Origin of the sequence: Heyndrickxia faecalis (genome assembly GCF_040267745.1) — a bacterium.
Classification (GTDB): Bacteria; Bacillota; Bacilli; order Bacillales; family Bacillaceae_C; genus Weizmannia; species Weizmannia faecalis.
Window position 1 is genome coordinate 425696 of record NZ_CP158453.1, and the last position, 13759, is coordinate 439454.

13 protein-coding genes are annotated in these 13759 nt (G+C 50.8%); 12 read left to right on the forward strand and 1 reads right to left on the reverse strand.

All coding sequences use genetic code 11. The annotated features are described in order from the left end of the window. Window positions 1-63 precede the first annotated feature (63 nt). The 9 genes from purC to purD all read left to right on the forward strand — a co-directional run bounded on the left by purC (window position 64) and on the right by purD (window position 9991). Window positions 64-774 carry a phosphoribosylaminoimidazolesuccinocarboxamide synthase gene (gene purC, locus ABR335_RS02075; protein ID WP_350346448.1) on the forward strand — a complete coding sequence of 237 codons (711 nt, stop codon included), beginning with the start codon at window positions 64-66 and terminating at the stop codon, window positions 772-774. Continuing rightward, window positions 767-1021, forward strand: coding sequence for a phosphoribosylformylglycinamidine synthase subunit PurS (gene purS, locus ABR335_RS02080; RefSeq protein WP_013860601.1), 255 nt, complete (start codon window positions 767-769; stop codon window positions 1019-1021). Before purC ends, purS begins: the two co-directional genes overlap by 8 nt. Further along, window positions 1018-1701 (forward strand): phosphoribosylformylglycinamidine synthase subunit PurQ, encoded by a 684-nt coding sequence (gene purQ / locus ABR335_RS02085; protein WP_350346449.1) that lies wholly within the window; start codon window positions 1018-1020, stop codon window positions 1699-1701. The genes purS and purQ overlap by 4 nt, the downstream gene beginning before the upstream one ends. Further along, complete coding sequence (purL, locus tag ABR335_RS02090) at window positions 1685-3934, forward strand: phosphoribosylformylglycinamidine synthase subunit PurL (RefSeq protein WP_350346450.1); 2250 nt, start codon at window positions 1685-1687, stop codon at window positions 3932-3934. The genes purQ and purL overlap by 17 nt, the downstream gene beginning before the upstream one ends. After that, window positions 3919-5343 (forward strand): amidophosphoribosyltransferase, encoded by a 1425-nt coding sequence (gene purF, locus ABR335_RS02095; RefSeq protein WP_350346451.1) that lies wholly within the window; start codon window positions 3919-3921, stop codon window positions 5341-5343. Before purL ends, purF begins: the two co-directional genes overlap by 16 nt. 19 nt (window positions 5344-5362) lie before the next feature. Then, window positions 5363-6406: a phosphoribosylformylglycinamidine cyclo-ligase gene (purM, locus tag ABR335_RS02100; RefSeq protein WP_350346452.1), complete on the forward strand. Its 1044-nt coding sequence runs from the start codon at window positions 5363-5365 to the stop codon at window positions 6404-6406. Further along, window positions 6399-6992, forward strand: coding sequence for a phosphoribosylglycinamide formyltransferase (gene purN, locus ABR335_RS02105; protein ID WP_061086439.1), 594 nt, complete (start codon window positions 6399-6401; stop codon window positions 6990-6992). The genes purM and purN overlap by 8 nt, the downstream gene beginning before the upstream one ends. Next, window positions 6989-8518: a bifunctional phosphoribosylaminoimidazolecarboxamide formyltransferase/IMP cyclohydrolase gene (gene purH / locus ABR335_RS02110; RefSeq protein ID WP_350346453.1), complete on the forward strand. Its 1530-nt coding sequence runs from the start codon at window positions 6989-6991 to the stop codon at window positions 8516-8518. The genes purN and purH overlap by 4 nt, the downstream gene beginning before the upstream one ends. 222 nt (window positions 8519-8740) lie before the next feature. After that, complete coding sequence (purD, locus tag ABR335_RS02115; protein ID WP_350346454.1) at window positions 8741-9991, forward strand: phosphoribosylamine--glycine ligase; 1251 nt, start codon at window positions 8741-8743, stop codon at window positions 9989-9991. A 95-nt stretch (window positions 9992-10086) separates the two neighbouring features. Here the strand turns inward: purD and ABR335_RS02120 are convergent, their stop codons facing one another. Continuing rightward, a complete protein-coding gene (locus ABR335_RS02120; RefSeq protein ID WP_014096909.1) occupies window positions 10087-10317 on the reverse strand; it encodes a YgaP family membrane protein in 231 nt (76 codons plus the stop codon). Between the two features lie 105 nt (window positions 10318-10422). On the opposite strand from ABR335_RS02120, the gene ABR335_RS02125 reads away from it, so the two are divergent. The 3 genes from ABR335_RS02125 (at window position 10423) to ABR335_RS02135 (ending at window position 13707) form a co-directional block, all read left to right on the forward strand. Continuing rightward, window positions 10423-12165, forward strand: coding sequence for an adenine deaminase C-terminal domain-containing protein (locus tag ABR335_RS02125; protein WP_017550750.1), 1743 nt, complete (start codon window positions 10423-10425; stop codon window positions 12163-12165). A gap of 133 nt (window positions 12166-12298) precedes the next feature. Further along, window positions 12299-13306, forward strand: coding sequence for a DUF3048 domain-containing protein (locus tag ABR335_RS02130; RefSeq protein WP_350346455.1), 1008 nt, complete (start codon window positions 12299-12301; stop codon window positions 13304-13306). A 68-nt stretch (window positions 13307-13374) separates the two neighbouring features. After that, window positions 13375-13707, forward strand: a complete 333-nt coding sequence (locus ABR335_RS02135) for a YerC/YecD family TrpR-related protein (protein ID WP_014096912.1) — start codon at window positions 13375-13377, stop codon at window positions 13705-13707. Window positions 13708-13759: the final 52 nt, after the last annotated feature.

Consider the following 13759-nt stretch of genomic DNA (forward strand, 5'->3'; position numbering starts at 1 on the left):
CCGGCTGTCCCGGAAAATAAAAAGCGGCTGCGAAATTTGCAGCAGGCTTAAGGAGGCAGGCGCATGCTTGTATACGAGGGGAAAGCAAAACGGTTGTATGAAACAGAGGATCCGGATGTATTGCGCGTTGAGTATAAAGACTCGGCCACCGCGTTTAATGGCGTGAAAAAAGCGGAGATTGAAGGAAAAGGGCAGTTGAACAATGAGATTTCAAGTCTGATCTTTAAGCGGCTTGCGGAAAAAGGGGTCAAGAGCCATTTTATCCGTAAAATATCGGAACGCGAACAGCTTGTGCGCCGGGTGGAGATCATCCCGCTTGAAGTAGTCGTCCGCAATGTCGTGGCGGGCAGCCTTGCAAAACGCCTCGGACTTGAAGAAGGAAGGCCGGTCGGGCAGCCGGTTGTCGAGTTTTATTATAAAAAGGATGAACTCGGCGACCCACTCATTACAGAAGACCATGTACGGATTTTAGGGATTGCAAGTTCGGAAGATTTGCAGTTTTTAAGAAAACAGGCACTGGCTGTAAATGAGAGCCTAAAGGCGCTGTTTGCAGAAATCGGCGTCCGCCTTGTGGATTTCAAACTCGAGTTCGGACGCGGACGTGATGGGGCGATCTTGTTGGCCGATGAAATTTCCCCGGATACGTGCAGGCTTTGGGACCGGGCAACGAATGAAAAGTTGGATAAAGATGTGTTCCGCCGGGATTTGGGCAGTTTAACGGAAGTTTACCAGGAAATCTTAAATCGCTTGAGAGGAGATATTTCGCATGTATAAAGTGAAAGTCTATGTCACCTTGCGCGAAGGCATCCTTGATCCACAGGGGGTTGCCATCAAACAGTCGCTTGCCCAGCTCGGCTACAGCGAAGTGCAGGACGTGCGGGCCGGAAAATATTTGGAGCTGCTTATAGAAAAAACGGACCGGGACCTGGATGACGTCATCCGGGAAGTGTGCGGGCGGGTGCTTTCAAATCCTGTCATCGAAGACTACCGCTATGAAATTGAGGAGTGTGTTGCGCCGTGAAGTTTGCTGTCATCGTTTTTCCGGGATCCAATTGTGACACCGATATGTTTCATGCGATTCAAGATGCACTTGGTGAAGAAGCGGCATACGTCCGCCATGATGCGGATTGTTTAGATGGATTTGACGGGATCCTCCTGCCGGGCGGTTTTTCGTACGGCGACTATTTGCGGACAGGCGCGATCGCACGCTTTTCGCCGGTTATGCAGGCTGTTGCAAGAGCTGCTGAAGAAGGCAAACCGGTGCTCGGCGTCTGCAACGGGTTTCAAATTTTGCTTGAAGCCGGCCTTTTGCCAGGGGCCATGCTCCGGAACGCAGGCTTGAAATTCGTCTGCAAAACGGTATCGCTTGTGGTCGAAAATGCCGAAACGATGTTTACTTCCCTGTATGAACAAGGGGAAACGATCCGGATTCCGGTTGCCCACGGGGAAGGGAACTATACTTGCGATAAAGAAACGCTCGAAAAGCTGAAAGAAAACAGGCAAATTGTGTTCACGTACGGGGAAAATCCTAACGGGAGTATTGCCAATATTGCGGGAATTATGAACGAACAAGGCAATGTACTCGGGATGATGCCCCATCCGGAACGGGCCGTTGAGGCATTACTCGGAAGCACGGACGGCTTGAAGCTGTTCAAATCCATTGTGAAAAACTGGAGGGAATCCCATGCCGTTATTGCTTGAACCAGGACCGGCTGAAATCAAGAACCAAAAGATTTACCGTGAAATCGGGCTGACAGACGAAGAATTCGCAAGGGTCGAAACGATTCTCGGCCGGACGCCGAATTATACCGAAACAGGGCTGTTTGCCGTCATGTGGTCGGAACATTGCAGCTATAAAAATTCTAAGCCGGTCTTAAAAAAGTTTCCGGTAAAAGGCGAACGCGTTCTCCAGGGGCCCGGGGAAGGCGCCGGCATCATCGATATCGGCGACGGGCTGGCGGTTGTTTTTAAAATTGAAAGCCATAACCACCCGTCTGCGATTGAACCGTACCAGGGCGCGGCAACGGGTGTCGGCGGGATTATCCGCGATGTGTTTTCGATGGGGGCAAGGCCGGTTGCGCTCCTCAATTCGCTCCGTTTCGGTGAACTCGATTCTCCGCGGGTGAAACATCTTTTCAAAGAAGTCGTTGCCGGAATTGCGGGCTATGGCAATTGCATCGGGATTCCGACAGTCGGCGGGGAAGTGGCATTTGACCCGTGTTATGACGGCAATCCGCTCGTCAACGCGATGTGCGTTGGCCTGATCGAACATAAAGACATTCAAAAAGGGCAGGCGCGCGGCATCGGCAACACGGTCATGTATGTCGGCGCAAAAACAGGAAGGGATGGCATCCACGGCGCCACTTTTGCCTCCGGACAGCTCAGCGAAGATTCGGATGAAAAGCGTCCGGCAGTCCAGGTTGGCGATCCGTTTATGGAAAAACTGCTCCTTGAAGCCTGCCTCGAACTTGTCCGCCATGATGCGCTCGTCGGCATCCAGGATATGGGGGCGGCCGGGCTCATCAGCTCCTCTTCCGAAATGGCCAGCAAGGCGGGCGTTGGGCTCGTGATGAATCTTGACCGCATTCCACAGCGCGAAACCGGGATGACACCATACGAAATGATGCTCTCCGAATCGCAGGAACGGATGCTGATTGTCGTAAAAAAAGGCCGGGAACCGGAAATCATCCGCCTTTTTCAAAAATACGGGCTTGATGCTGTTGCCATCGGAACGGTAACCGATGATAAAAGGTTGAAGCTGTACCACCACGGCGAACTTGTTGCAGATGTGCCGGCCGATGCGCTTGCAGAGGATGCGCCCGTCTACCATAAACCGTCCAAAGAGCCGGCTTACTTTGCGGCCTATCAGGCGATGAAACCGCAAATCCCGGCGGTGGAAAATCTTCAGGAAACTTTTTTCCAATTGCTCAAACAGCCAACCATTGCCAGCAAAGAATGGGTGTATGAACAGTACGACTACCAGGTGCGGACGAACACGGTCGTCATGCCAGGATCAGATGCAGCCGTCATCCGGATACGCGGGACAAGAAAAGCGCTCGCGATGACAACGGACTGCAACGCCCGCTACGTCTATTTGGATCCGGAAACGGGCGGGAAAATCGCAGTGGCGGAAGCGGCGCGCAACATTGTCTGTTCCGGGGCCCAGCCGCTTGGCGTGACAGACTGCCTGAACTTCGGCGCACCGGAAAAACCGGAAATTTTCTGGCAGCTCGAAAAAGCAGCAGATGGCATGAGCGAAGCGTGCCGCACGCTTGAAACCCCGGTCATTGGCGGCAATGTCTCACTGTACAATGAAACATTGCAAAAAACGGAAAATGGGGAAGTGTCCGTACAGGCCGTGTATCCGACACCGGTTGTCGGCATGGTCGGGCTTCTAGAAGACTTCACTTATGCGACCACACAGACATTTAAACAGGCTGGTGACCTCATCTATCTGATCGGGGAAGCAAAACCCGAATTCGGCGGCAGCGAACTGCAAAAGCTTGCGGACGGTCAAATTTCCGGAAAACCGCCGGCACTCGATTTGGAAACCGAAGCCCGGCGAGAGCACCAACTGCTTGCTGCGATCCAGTCCGGCCTTGTGCAAAGCGCCCATGACGTCTCGGAAGGCGGTTTTGCACCGGCACTCGCCGAATGCCTGTTTGGGACGGAAAATTTGGGGGCCCATGTCGTTTTAAAAGGCAACCCGGTTACGGCGTTATTCAGTGAAACCCAGTCACGATTTATTGTGTCAGTGAAGAAAGAGCACCAGCAGGCGTTTCAAAATTTGGTGAATGAGGCTGTTTGGATTGGCCATGTCACGGATGATAAGCAAATGACCATCAAAGGGGAAAACGGGGAGACGTGGATCCTGGCGGATATAGCGGAATGTGAAACGGCTTGGAAAGGAGCCTTAAGATGCTTGCTGAAATAAAGGGATTAAATGAGGAATGCGGGATTTTCGCGGTATGGGGCCACAAAGATGCAGCACAGCTTACCTATTACGGGCTCCACAGCCTGCAGCACAGGGGGCAGGAAGGTGCGGGTATCGTAGTCAAACAAAACGGGCGCCTCATTGGCAAAAAAGGGGAAGGGCTTGTGACGGAAGTATTTTCAGCCCAGTCTTTTGCCGGGCTTGACGGGGATGCAGCCCTCGGGCATGTCCGCTACGCAACAGCGGGCGGCGGCGGGATTGAAAATGTCCAGCCGCTTCTGTTCCATTCGCAAAACGGCAGCCTAGCGCTTGCACATAATGGCAATCTCGTCAACGCGCATACATTGAAGCACCAGCTTGAAATGCAGGGCAGCATTTTCCAGACGACATCGGATACAGAGGTGCTCGCCCACTTAATGAAAAGAAGCGGCTACCGTACCATGAAAGAACAGATGAAAAGCGCACTCACGATGCTAAAGGGGGCGTATGCATTTGCTGTTATGACCGAAGATGAGTTGCTTGTCGCCCTTGACCCGAACGGTTTGCGTCCGCTTTCACTCGGACAAATCGGCGACGCTTATTGCGTTGCTTCGGAAACATGCGCGCTTGACATTGTCGGGGCAGAGTTTATCCGCGACATCCGCCCGGGTGAACTCGTATCGATCAGCAGCCGCGGCATTGAGTCGGAGCAGTATGCGTATGCTGCGAATCCGGCCATTTGCACAATGGAATATGTCTATTTTTCCCGTCCGGACAGCAATATCCACGGTATCAACGTCCATGCCGCCCGCAAAAGTATGGGGAGAAGGCTTGCGATCCAGGCAGGCATTGAAGCGGATGTCGTAACCGGCGTGCCCGATTCAAGCATTTCGGCGGCGATCGGTTATGCGGAACAATCCGGCATCCCCTATGAAATGGGCCTGATCAAAAACCGCTATGTCGGACGCACGTTTATCCAGCCGTCGCAGTCGCTGCGCGAACAGGGTGTGAAAATGAAACTGTCGCCGGTGCGCGCCATCGTCGAAGGAAAGCGGGTGGTCATGGTCGATGATTCGATCGTGCGCGGAACGACAAGCAAACGGATCGTCACCATGCTCCGCGATGCCGGGGCAACGGAAGTGCATGTATGCATCAGCTCGCCGCCGATGAAACATCCGTGTTTTTACGGCATTGACACATCGACGCATGAAGAACTGATCGCAGCCCATCACAGCGTGGAGGAAATCCGCCAGATGATCGGCGCAGACACCCTCACTTTTTTGACGGTTGACAATATGCTCGAAGCAATCGGCAGGCCGGCCATTAATGAAACATGCGGCCAGTGCCTCGCCTGTTTTACCGGCAAGTATCCGACGGAAATTTATCCGGATACGGTGCTGCCGCATGAAAAAGAACTGATTCAAAAATAGCAATTAACGGAGGATTCCTATGGCAAACACATACCGGGATGCAGGCGTCGACATCGAAGCAGGCTATGAAGCGGTCAAACGGATGGGAAAGCATGTGGCGCGGACAAACCGGGCGGGGGCAATCGGTGCACTCGGCGGATTTGGCGGCATGTTTGACTTATCCGCGCTCCATTACCAGAAGCCCGTGCTTGTTTCCGGAACGGACGGCGTCGGCACGAAACTGAAATTTGCCTTTTTAACAAATAAACATGATACGATCGGCATCGACTGTGTCGCCATGTGCGTCAATGACATCATTGTCCAGGGGGCGGAACCGCTATTTTTCCTTGATTATATCGGTTGCGGCAGCCAGAACCCGGAAACGATTGAGCAAATTGTAAAAGGCGTGGCAGAAGGGTGCGTGCAGGCAGGGTGCACACTCGTCGGCGGAGAAACGGCGGAAATGCCGGATATGTATGAAGCAGGCGAATACGATTTGGCGGGATTTGCGGTTGGCGCATGTGAAAAAGATGCGCTTGTAACGGGTAACACCGCACCCGGAGATGTTTTAATCGGCCTTGCCTCAAGTGGCATTCACAGTAACGGCTATTCGCTGATCCGGAAAATTTTTTTCAAAGACCATGCGATGACCGTTGATACGATTTTGCCGGAACTGGGCCGGCCGCTTGGAGAAGTGCTGTTAACCCCGACCAAAATTTACGTCAAACCGGTGCTTTCCGCGCTGAAAAAATTTGAGATTAAAGGAATGGCACATGTAACAGGCGGCGGGTTTTATGAAAATATTCCGCGTATGCACAGAGACGGGCTCGGTGTTGAAATCAGCCTTGGTTCATGGCCGGTCCCACCCGTTTTTTCCGCTGTGGAATCTTACGGTAACGTCAGCCGCGATGAGATGTTTCACGTTTTTAACATGGGCATCGGGTTTGTCCTCGCGGTGAAGGCGGAAGAGGCACAGGCCGCTGTTTCCTTTTTCAACCAGTCCGGGGAACAAGCTTTCATCATTGGCCATGTTACAAATACGGCGGGTGTCCGTTTTGCAGCAGGGAGCAGAGGCAATGCATAAAATGGCTGTTTTCGCATCGGGCAGCGGCACAAACTTCCAGGCGATATGTGATGCAGCCAAAAAAGGGGAACTTGATGCCGCGATTGAACTGTTGGTATGTGACCGTGAAGATGCGTATGTCATCCGCCGGGCAGCACAAGAAAACATCCCGGCGTTTGTGTTCAATCCGAAAACGTACCCAGATAAGCGGGCGTATGAGCAGGAAATTTTGGCGCAGTTACAGGAGAAACAGATTGAATGGATCATTCTGGCCGGCTATATGCGGCTGATCGGGCCGGTGCTCCTGAATCAGTATCCACGGAAAATCATCAATATCCATCCGTCGTTGCTGCCGGCTTTCCCGGGCAAAGATGCGATCGGGCAGGCGCTTGCGGCAGGCGTGAAAATAACGGGTGTAACCGTTCATTACGTCGATGAAGGCATGGATACCGGGCCGATTATTGCACAGGCGGCTGTCCCTGTGCTTGACGGGGACACATACGAAACACTGGCGGCAAGAATTCATCAGACAGAGCATATGCTGTATCCGGATGTGCTCAGGAAGCTAGTGGAAAATCAAACCAACATGGAGGTTTTACCAGAATGAAAAGAGCATTAATCAGTGTATCGGATAAAACAGGGGTAACGGCATTTGCACAAAGTTTGAGCGGGCTCGGCTTTGAAATTCTCTCAACCGGCGGCACGAAAAAAGCGCTGGAAGAAGCCGGCGTGCCTGTTACGGGGGTGGAAGAGGTAACAGGTTTCCCGGAAATTTTAGAAGGCAGGGTAAAAACGCTCCATCCGAACATCCACGGCGGGCTTTTGGCAAAACGGACGCCGGACCATGAACAGCAAATTGCAGCGCACGGGATCAAACCGATTGACCTTGTCTGTGTCAACCTTTATCCGTTCCGAGAGACGATTGCAAAGGCGGATGTCACGGAAGAAGAGGCCATTGAAAATATTGATATCGGCGGACCGTCAATGCTGCGTGCGGCTGCGAAAAATTTCGAATATGTCACCGTTGTTACGGACGCAGGGGACTACGACAAAGTGATTGACGAAATCAAAACGCACGGCGATGTGACGAAAGATACGAAAAAAGCGCTGGCTGCAAAAGTTTTCCGCCATACAGCAGCGTATGACGCCATGATTGCCAATTATATGACAACGCTTGTGGGCGAAAAGTCCCCGGAGAATGTCACTTTTACATATGAGCTCAAGCAAACGCTCCGTTACGGGGAAAACCCGCACCAAAAAGCAAGCTTTTATATCAATCCGCTTGGTTCGCCGTTTTCGATTGCGCACGCAAGGCAGCTGCACGGCAAAGCATTATCGTACAATAATATCCGCGATGCAGATGCCGCCCTGCAGATCGTAAAAGATTTCAAGGAACCGGCAGCTGTAGCCGTAAAGCATATGAATCCGTGCGGCATCGGGGTCGGAGATTCGGCGCTTGAAGCGTATAAAAAAGCGTACGAGGCAGACTCGAAATCGATTTTCGGCGGCATCGTCGCATTCAACCGGCCTGTTGACCCGGAAACGGCCAAGCTGCTACATGAAATTTTTCTCGAAATTGTAATTGCCCCGTCGTTTGCGGACGAAGCGTTTGACATTTTGGCAAGTAAGAAAAATATCCGCCTTTTGACTGTGCCTTTTACGGAAGCGCACAAACCGGAAAAAATCATTACTTCCGTTGAAGGCGGGCTGCTGATCCAGGATCAGGATACCTATACTTTGAATGAAGCCCAAGTGAAAACTGTCACAAAACGTGAGCCGACAGAACAGGAATGGAAGGCTTTAAAACTGGCCTGGAAAGTGGTAAAACATGTGAAATCAAATGCGATTGTGGTGACGGATACTGAAAAAACGCTTGGCATCGGCGCCGGGCAGATGAACCGCGTTGGCGCGGCAGAAATTGCGTTGGCCCAGGCCGGCGAAAAAGCAAAAGGAGCCGCGATGGCATCCGATGCGTTTTTCCCGATGGACGACACTGTCGAAGCAGCTGCCAAAGCTGGCATTACCGCGATCATCCAGCCGGGCGGCTCCATCCGCGACGAAGACTCCATCAAAAAAGCCGATGAATACGGCATCACGATGGTCTTCACCGGCATCCGCCACTTTAAGCACTAACAGAAAAGCGCGGCATCCGGGCTTCTTATTCGTTGGAGGACCGATGCTGCTTACCGCAGGGAAAAGGTGCAGAAGTATGCAAGCCCGGGAAGCAGAGCCGGACAAACAGAAAAGCGGAGGCGACTGTCCTGCCCGGCAGTCCCCGGGTTCTATTGTATCCGATCATAAAATTAGTCAGAAGACCTTACAAAATGATGGACAAAGAGAGGAGGCCACGTTAAAATGAAAGTACTTGTAATTGGGAGCGGTGGCCGCGAGCATGCCATCTGCAAAAAAATATCGGAAAGCGCCCGCGTTGATAAAATTTATTGCGCACCGGGAAACGGCGGCATCGCCCAAATCGCCGAAATCGTTCCGATCCATGAAACGGACACGGCTTCTTTGCTCGCTTTTGCAAAAGATAAGGGCATTGAACTAACAGTTGTCGGTCCGGAAGCCCCTTTAAGCGCAGGGATTGTCGACGAATTTCAAAATGCCGGCTTGAAAATATTCGGGCCGACAAAACAAGCGGCTCGGATTGAAAGCAGCAAAGCATTCGCAAAAGAACTGATGCAAAAATACGACATTCCGACTGCGGATTACCGCGTTTTTTCCGACTATTCGGAGGCAGAGAAATATATTGAAGAAAAAGGCGCACCGATCGTCATTAAAGCAGACGGCCTCGCCGCCGGAAAAGGTGTAACTGTTGCGATGACACTGGAAGAAGCAAAGGAAGCGCTCCGTGCTGCTCTGATCGGGAAGAAATTCGGGGAAGCCTCAAACCAAGTGGTTGTAGAAGAATTTTTAAAAGGGGAAGAATTTTCCCTGATGGCGTTTGTCCGGGAAGAAGAAGTGTATCCCATGGTCATCGCGCGCGACCATAAGCGTGCATATGACGGCGACAGCGGCCCGAATACAGGCGGAATGGGCGCCTACTCCCCGGTTCCGCAAATCCCGGATGAAGAAGTGAAAAAGGCAGTGGAACATATTTTGCGCCCGGCAGCCAGAGCGATGAAAGAGGAAGGCTGCCTGTTTACCGGCGTCCTGTATGCCGGCTTGATGTTGACGGAAAAAGGTGTGAAAGTGATTGAATTCAATGCCCGCTTCGGTGACCCGGAAACGGAGGTTGTGCTCGAAAGGCTTGAATCGGATCTGGCACAGATTTTTCTCGATCTGTTGGACGACAAAACCCCTAGCATCAAGTGGCGCAAGGAAGCTGTATTAGGGGTTGTGATTGCGGCAAACGGCTATCCGGATGCGTACGAAAAAGGGATTCCAATTCCGTCGCTTTCAAAATTGCAGTCTTTTGTTTTCCATGCTGGCACGCGCGCGGATGGGGAAAGGCTTGTATCAAACGGTGGAAGGGTTCTTTTCATCGGAAGGAAAGCCGGTACGCTGGAAGAAGCGGGAAAAGCGCTGTATCACGAATTGGAAAGGCTCCGTTTGGATGGTTTTTTTTACCGGAGAGATATCGGCAAAAGAAATCAGGCTTAGCCCTTGAGGCAAAAGGCTGGAAAATCCCGGCCTTTTGCCTGGTATGTTTTTTCTCCAGATGGTAATGTTTCCTATTCCTTATATTACCTTCTCGTTTACACTTCTTCCTGGCCGCCATTCATTTGCCGGTTTTGAATGAGATCCGTCACAGGGCAGTAACGGACAATCCCTTCTCCCACTTTCATGGCACCCATGAGCGCAACACATAAATAGCTGCAGCGCCCCGGTTTTTTCGATAATTTAGCTGTGGCCCATGCAAGCGAAGTGAGCCCGCACGTAATTCGGATTAAGGCATTTAAAATGCCAATATTGGGTGCGATTTTCATGATGAACATCTCCTTTCCCATGTTTTCGAACTTCTTTACTGCTTTAATGGATAAAATATGGTAATATATGAATATATTAGGGTCTCCCTAGGGAGGAATGAGACAATGCTTGACCAACGTTACAGATGGAAAAACAAACAAATCAGGGAACATGTCGCCGTGCTGGACGGCAAGCTTTCGCCAGACATGGTTTTAACAAATGCCCGGTTTCTTCATTCGACGTTAAGAAAATGGGTTACGGGCAATATTTGGATTTATCAGGACCGGATTATATACACCGGGGAAAAACTGCCTGAAAAGACATCAGGATGCGAAATCACCGATTGCTCGGGGCAGTGGCTTGTGCCCGGGTATATTGAACCGCATGTCCATCCGTTTCAACTTTATAATCCCCAAACCTTTGCCCATTATGCAGCGCAAAAAGGGACAACAACATTGATCAACGATAACCTCATGCTCGTTTTATTAACAGACAAAAAGAAAGCGTTTTCTCTAATGCAAAAGCTCCGCCATTCACCGGTTACGATGTATTGGTGGGCCCGGTTCGACGGGCAGACGGAGCTTGTGGACGAAGAAATGGTTTTTTCTCACGAGTGTGTAAAATCGTGGCTCGAGCATGATGCTGTCCTGCAGGGAGGGGAGCTGACCGGCTGGCCGAAACTGGTGGACGGCGACGACTTAATGCTCCATTGGATTCAGGAAGCCAAGCGGATGCGGAAAAAAATTGAAGGCCATTTCCCGGGTGCCTCCGAGAAAACATTGGCAAAAATGATGCTGTTTGGGGCAGACTGTGACCATGAAGCGATGACGGGCAAGGAAGTACTGAACCGGCTGATGCAGGGATACACGGTGTCTTTGCGCCACTCATCCATCCGCCCCGATCTGCCTGTGTTACTGGATGAAATGAAAGCGCTCGGCATTGACCAGTATGATCAAATGTTTTTTACAACCGACGGCAGCTCGCCTGCTTTTTACGAAGAAGGCGTGATCGACAGGATGATTCAAATCGCGATGGAACACGGGGTGCCCCCGGTGGACGCATACTTAATGGCAAGCTACAATGTGGCACGTTACTACAATATCCAGCATTTGCACGGTATCATTGCAACAGGCCGGGTGGCAAGTATCAATTTTTTGGAGAGCGAAACAAATCCGGTGCCTGTTTCGGTTCTGTCGAAAGGAGTTTGGTTGAAAAAAGATGGCAAAGGAATCGAACCGGAAGAACCGGTCGATTGGGCATTGTACGGTCAAGGCCCGCTTGAACTGGATTGGGATCTCGAACCGGACGATTTGCAATTTTCCATGCCATTCGGACTGGAGATGTCCAACAGTGTCATTACAAGGCCGTACTCCATTTCGTATGACGTATCGTATGAAGTGCTTCCGGACAACTATGAAGATAATTTTCTCATGTTAATGGATAAAAAAGGAAAATGGCGGATCAACACACTGGTGAAAGGATTTGCCAAAAATCTGATGGGCCTTGCCTCTTCTTATTCATCAACAGGCGACATTCTTTGCATTGGAAAATCAAAGAGCGATATGCTGCTTGCATTTAAACGGATGAAAGAAATGGGCGGCGGCATCGTGATTGCGGAAAACGGGAAAATCATCCATGAGATTCCGCTCCCGGTCGGCGGCATCATGTCGGATAAAAGCATGGATGAACTGATCGGGGATATGAAAAAATTTTCCAGTATTTTAAGGGACCGCGGCTATGCATATGATGATCCGATGTATTCTTTGCTCTTTTTATGCGCGACCCATTTGCCCTATATCCGGATCACTTCCAAAGGAATGTACGATGTGATGAAGAAAACGATACTCTTTCCAACAATAATGCGTTAAAATAATAAAGTAATGGAAATGGTTAAGCATGGCGTAAAAAGGGAGATGGTTCGTTTCTAAAAAACCTCTTTCTGTACGGCAGGTTGCGGTTTGCTGTTCGGTGCATTTAAGAAACGTGATTGGAGTTGCAAAAATGGGAAAGAAACGACTGATTGGCCTGATGTTTCTCCTGTTGGTGCTATCGGCATGCGGCCGCCAGCATGGTACAGGCAGTCAGCAGCAGGGAGCCGGAAAATCTGCGGCACACCGGTGGACAGCGCCGCTGACAGGGCTTCGGACAACAAACAGGCCGGCAAAACGGGCGGTTGCCGTCATGATCAATAATCATCCGCTTGCACGCCCGCAGTCAGGGTTAAGTTCAGCCGATGTGGTCTATGAAGCCCTGGCAGAAGGGGAAATCACCCGGTTTGTCGCAATTTTTGAGAGCCATATGCCGGCCAAATTCGGGCCTGTCCGGAGCGCCAGACCGTATTTCATCAAGCTGGCAAAAGGATACGATGCTTTATATATTGCCCACGGCTACAGCCCGGGCGCGAAAAAGCTGCTCGATTCGGGCTATGTCGATGAACTGAACGGCATGCAGTATGACGGCACTTTGTTCAAACGGTCGGCGGCCAGAAAAGCGCCCCATAATTCCTATATCACTTATCAAAATATTTTAAAGGGCGCACGGAAAAAAGGCTATGTAATGAACCAGCCTCCGTTTCCTCTTTCTTTTGCCTCTGCCAATGAAGTGAAAAACATTTCGGGCATTTCTGCGGGGAAAGTCAGTATCCGTTATTCAAGCCGGGACAATTTAAATGCCGTGTACCGGTATAACGCAGAAAAAGGAAAGTATGCCCGTTACGCTGGCGGGGTGGAGACGGTGGATGCAAATAACGATCAACCGGTCCTCATCGACAATTTGTTCATTGTTGCTGCTAAACATAAGCTGATTGACAGTCACGGGCGCAAGGATATTGATTTAACATCTGGAGGCAAAGCGTATCTCATCCAAAAGGGAAAGCTCCGGGAAGTCGAATGGGAAAATGACAACGGCAGGATTCTTCCGTATCAAAACGGGGAACCGGTCAAACTGGTGCCGGGAAAAACATGGATCAATATTGTACCAACTTTAAGCAGTGTTACCGTTACAGATTAGGCAGGGGTTCGGGCAGTCCGGCAGAGCCGTGCCGGAAAGCAATAGAGCAAAGGAGAAGAAAAACGTTTATGCAAATAGACAAATTACGCGGAAAAGCGCTGGATCAGCTGTTTGAAGCGATCCTGTCGCTTGAAACGATTGAAGAGTGCTACCGTTTTTTTGACGATTTATGCACCGTCAACGAAATTCAGGCGATGACGCAGCGCCTGGAAGTGGCGAGAATGCTGCGCAACGATAAGACGTACCATGCGATTGAGACGGAAACCGGCGCGAGCACAGCTACTATCTCCCGTGTCAAACGCTGCCTGAATTATGGCAACGATTCCTACCAGATGGTCCTCGACCGGATCGAAAAAAAACAAAGGCAGGAAAACCGTACAGAAGAAGAACCATCAGAATAAAAAGAAAAAGCTCTTCTTTTAAAAGAAGGGCTTTTTTTACGCAGAACAACCG

Excerpts from the sequence above, each read along its gene's own strand:
- purL (WP_350346450.1), top strand. The coding sequence starts at position 1,685 with ATGCCGTTATTGCTTGAACCAGGACCGGCTGAAATCAAGAACCAAAAG.
- ABR335_RS02125 (WP_017550750.1), top strand. The coding sequence starts at position 10,423 with ATGCTTGACCAACGTTACAGATGGAAAAACAAACAAATCAGGGAACAT.
- purF (WP_350346451.1), top strand. The coding sequence starts at position 3,919 with ATGCTTGCTGAAATAAAGGGATTAAATGAGGAATGCGGGATTTTCGCG.
- ABR335_RS02130 (WP_350346455.1), top strand. The coding sequence starts at position 12,299 with ATGGGAAAGAAACGACTGATTGGCCTGATGTTTCTCCTGTTGGTGCTA.
- purH (WP_350346453.1), top strand. The coding sequence starts at position 6,989 with ATGAAAAGAGCATTAATCAGTGTATCGGATAAAACAGGGGTAACGGCA.
- ABR335_RS02120 (WP_014096909.1), bottom strand. The coding sequence starts at position 10,317 with ATGAAAATCGCACCCAATATTGGCATTTTAAATGCCTTAATCCGAATT.
- purN (WP_061086439.1), top strand. The coding sequence starts at position 6,399 with ATGCATAAAATGGCTGTTTTCGCATCGGGCAGCGGCACAAACTTCCAG.
- purD (WP_350346454.1), top strand. The coding sequence starts at position 8,741 with ATGAAAGTACTTGTAATTGGGAGCGGTGGCCGCGAGCATGCCATCTGC.
- purC (WP_350346448.1), top strand. The coding sequence starts at position 64 with ATGCTTGTATACGAGGGGAAAGCAAAACGGTTGTATGAAACAGAGGAT.
- ABR335_RS02135 (WP_014096912.1), top strand. The coding sequence starts at position 13,375 with ATGCAAATAGACAAATTACGCGGAAAAGCGCTGGATCAGCTGTTTGAA.
- purM (WP_350346452.1), top strand. The coding sequence starts at position 5,363 with ATGGCAAACACATACCGGGATGCAGGCGTCGACATCGAAGCAGGCTAT.
- purS (WP_013860601.1), top strand. The coding sequence starts at position 767 with ATGTATAAAGTGAAAGTCTATGTCACCTTGCGCGAAGGCATCCTTGAT.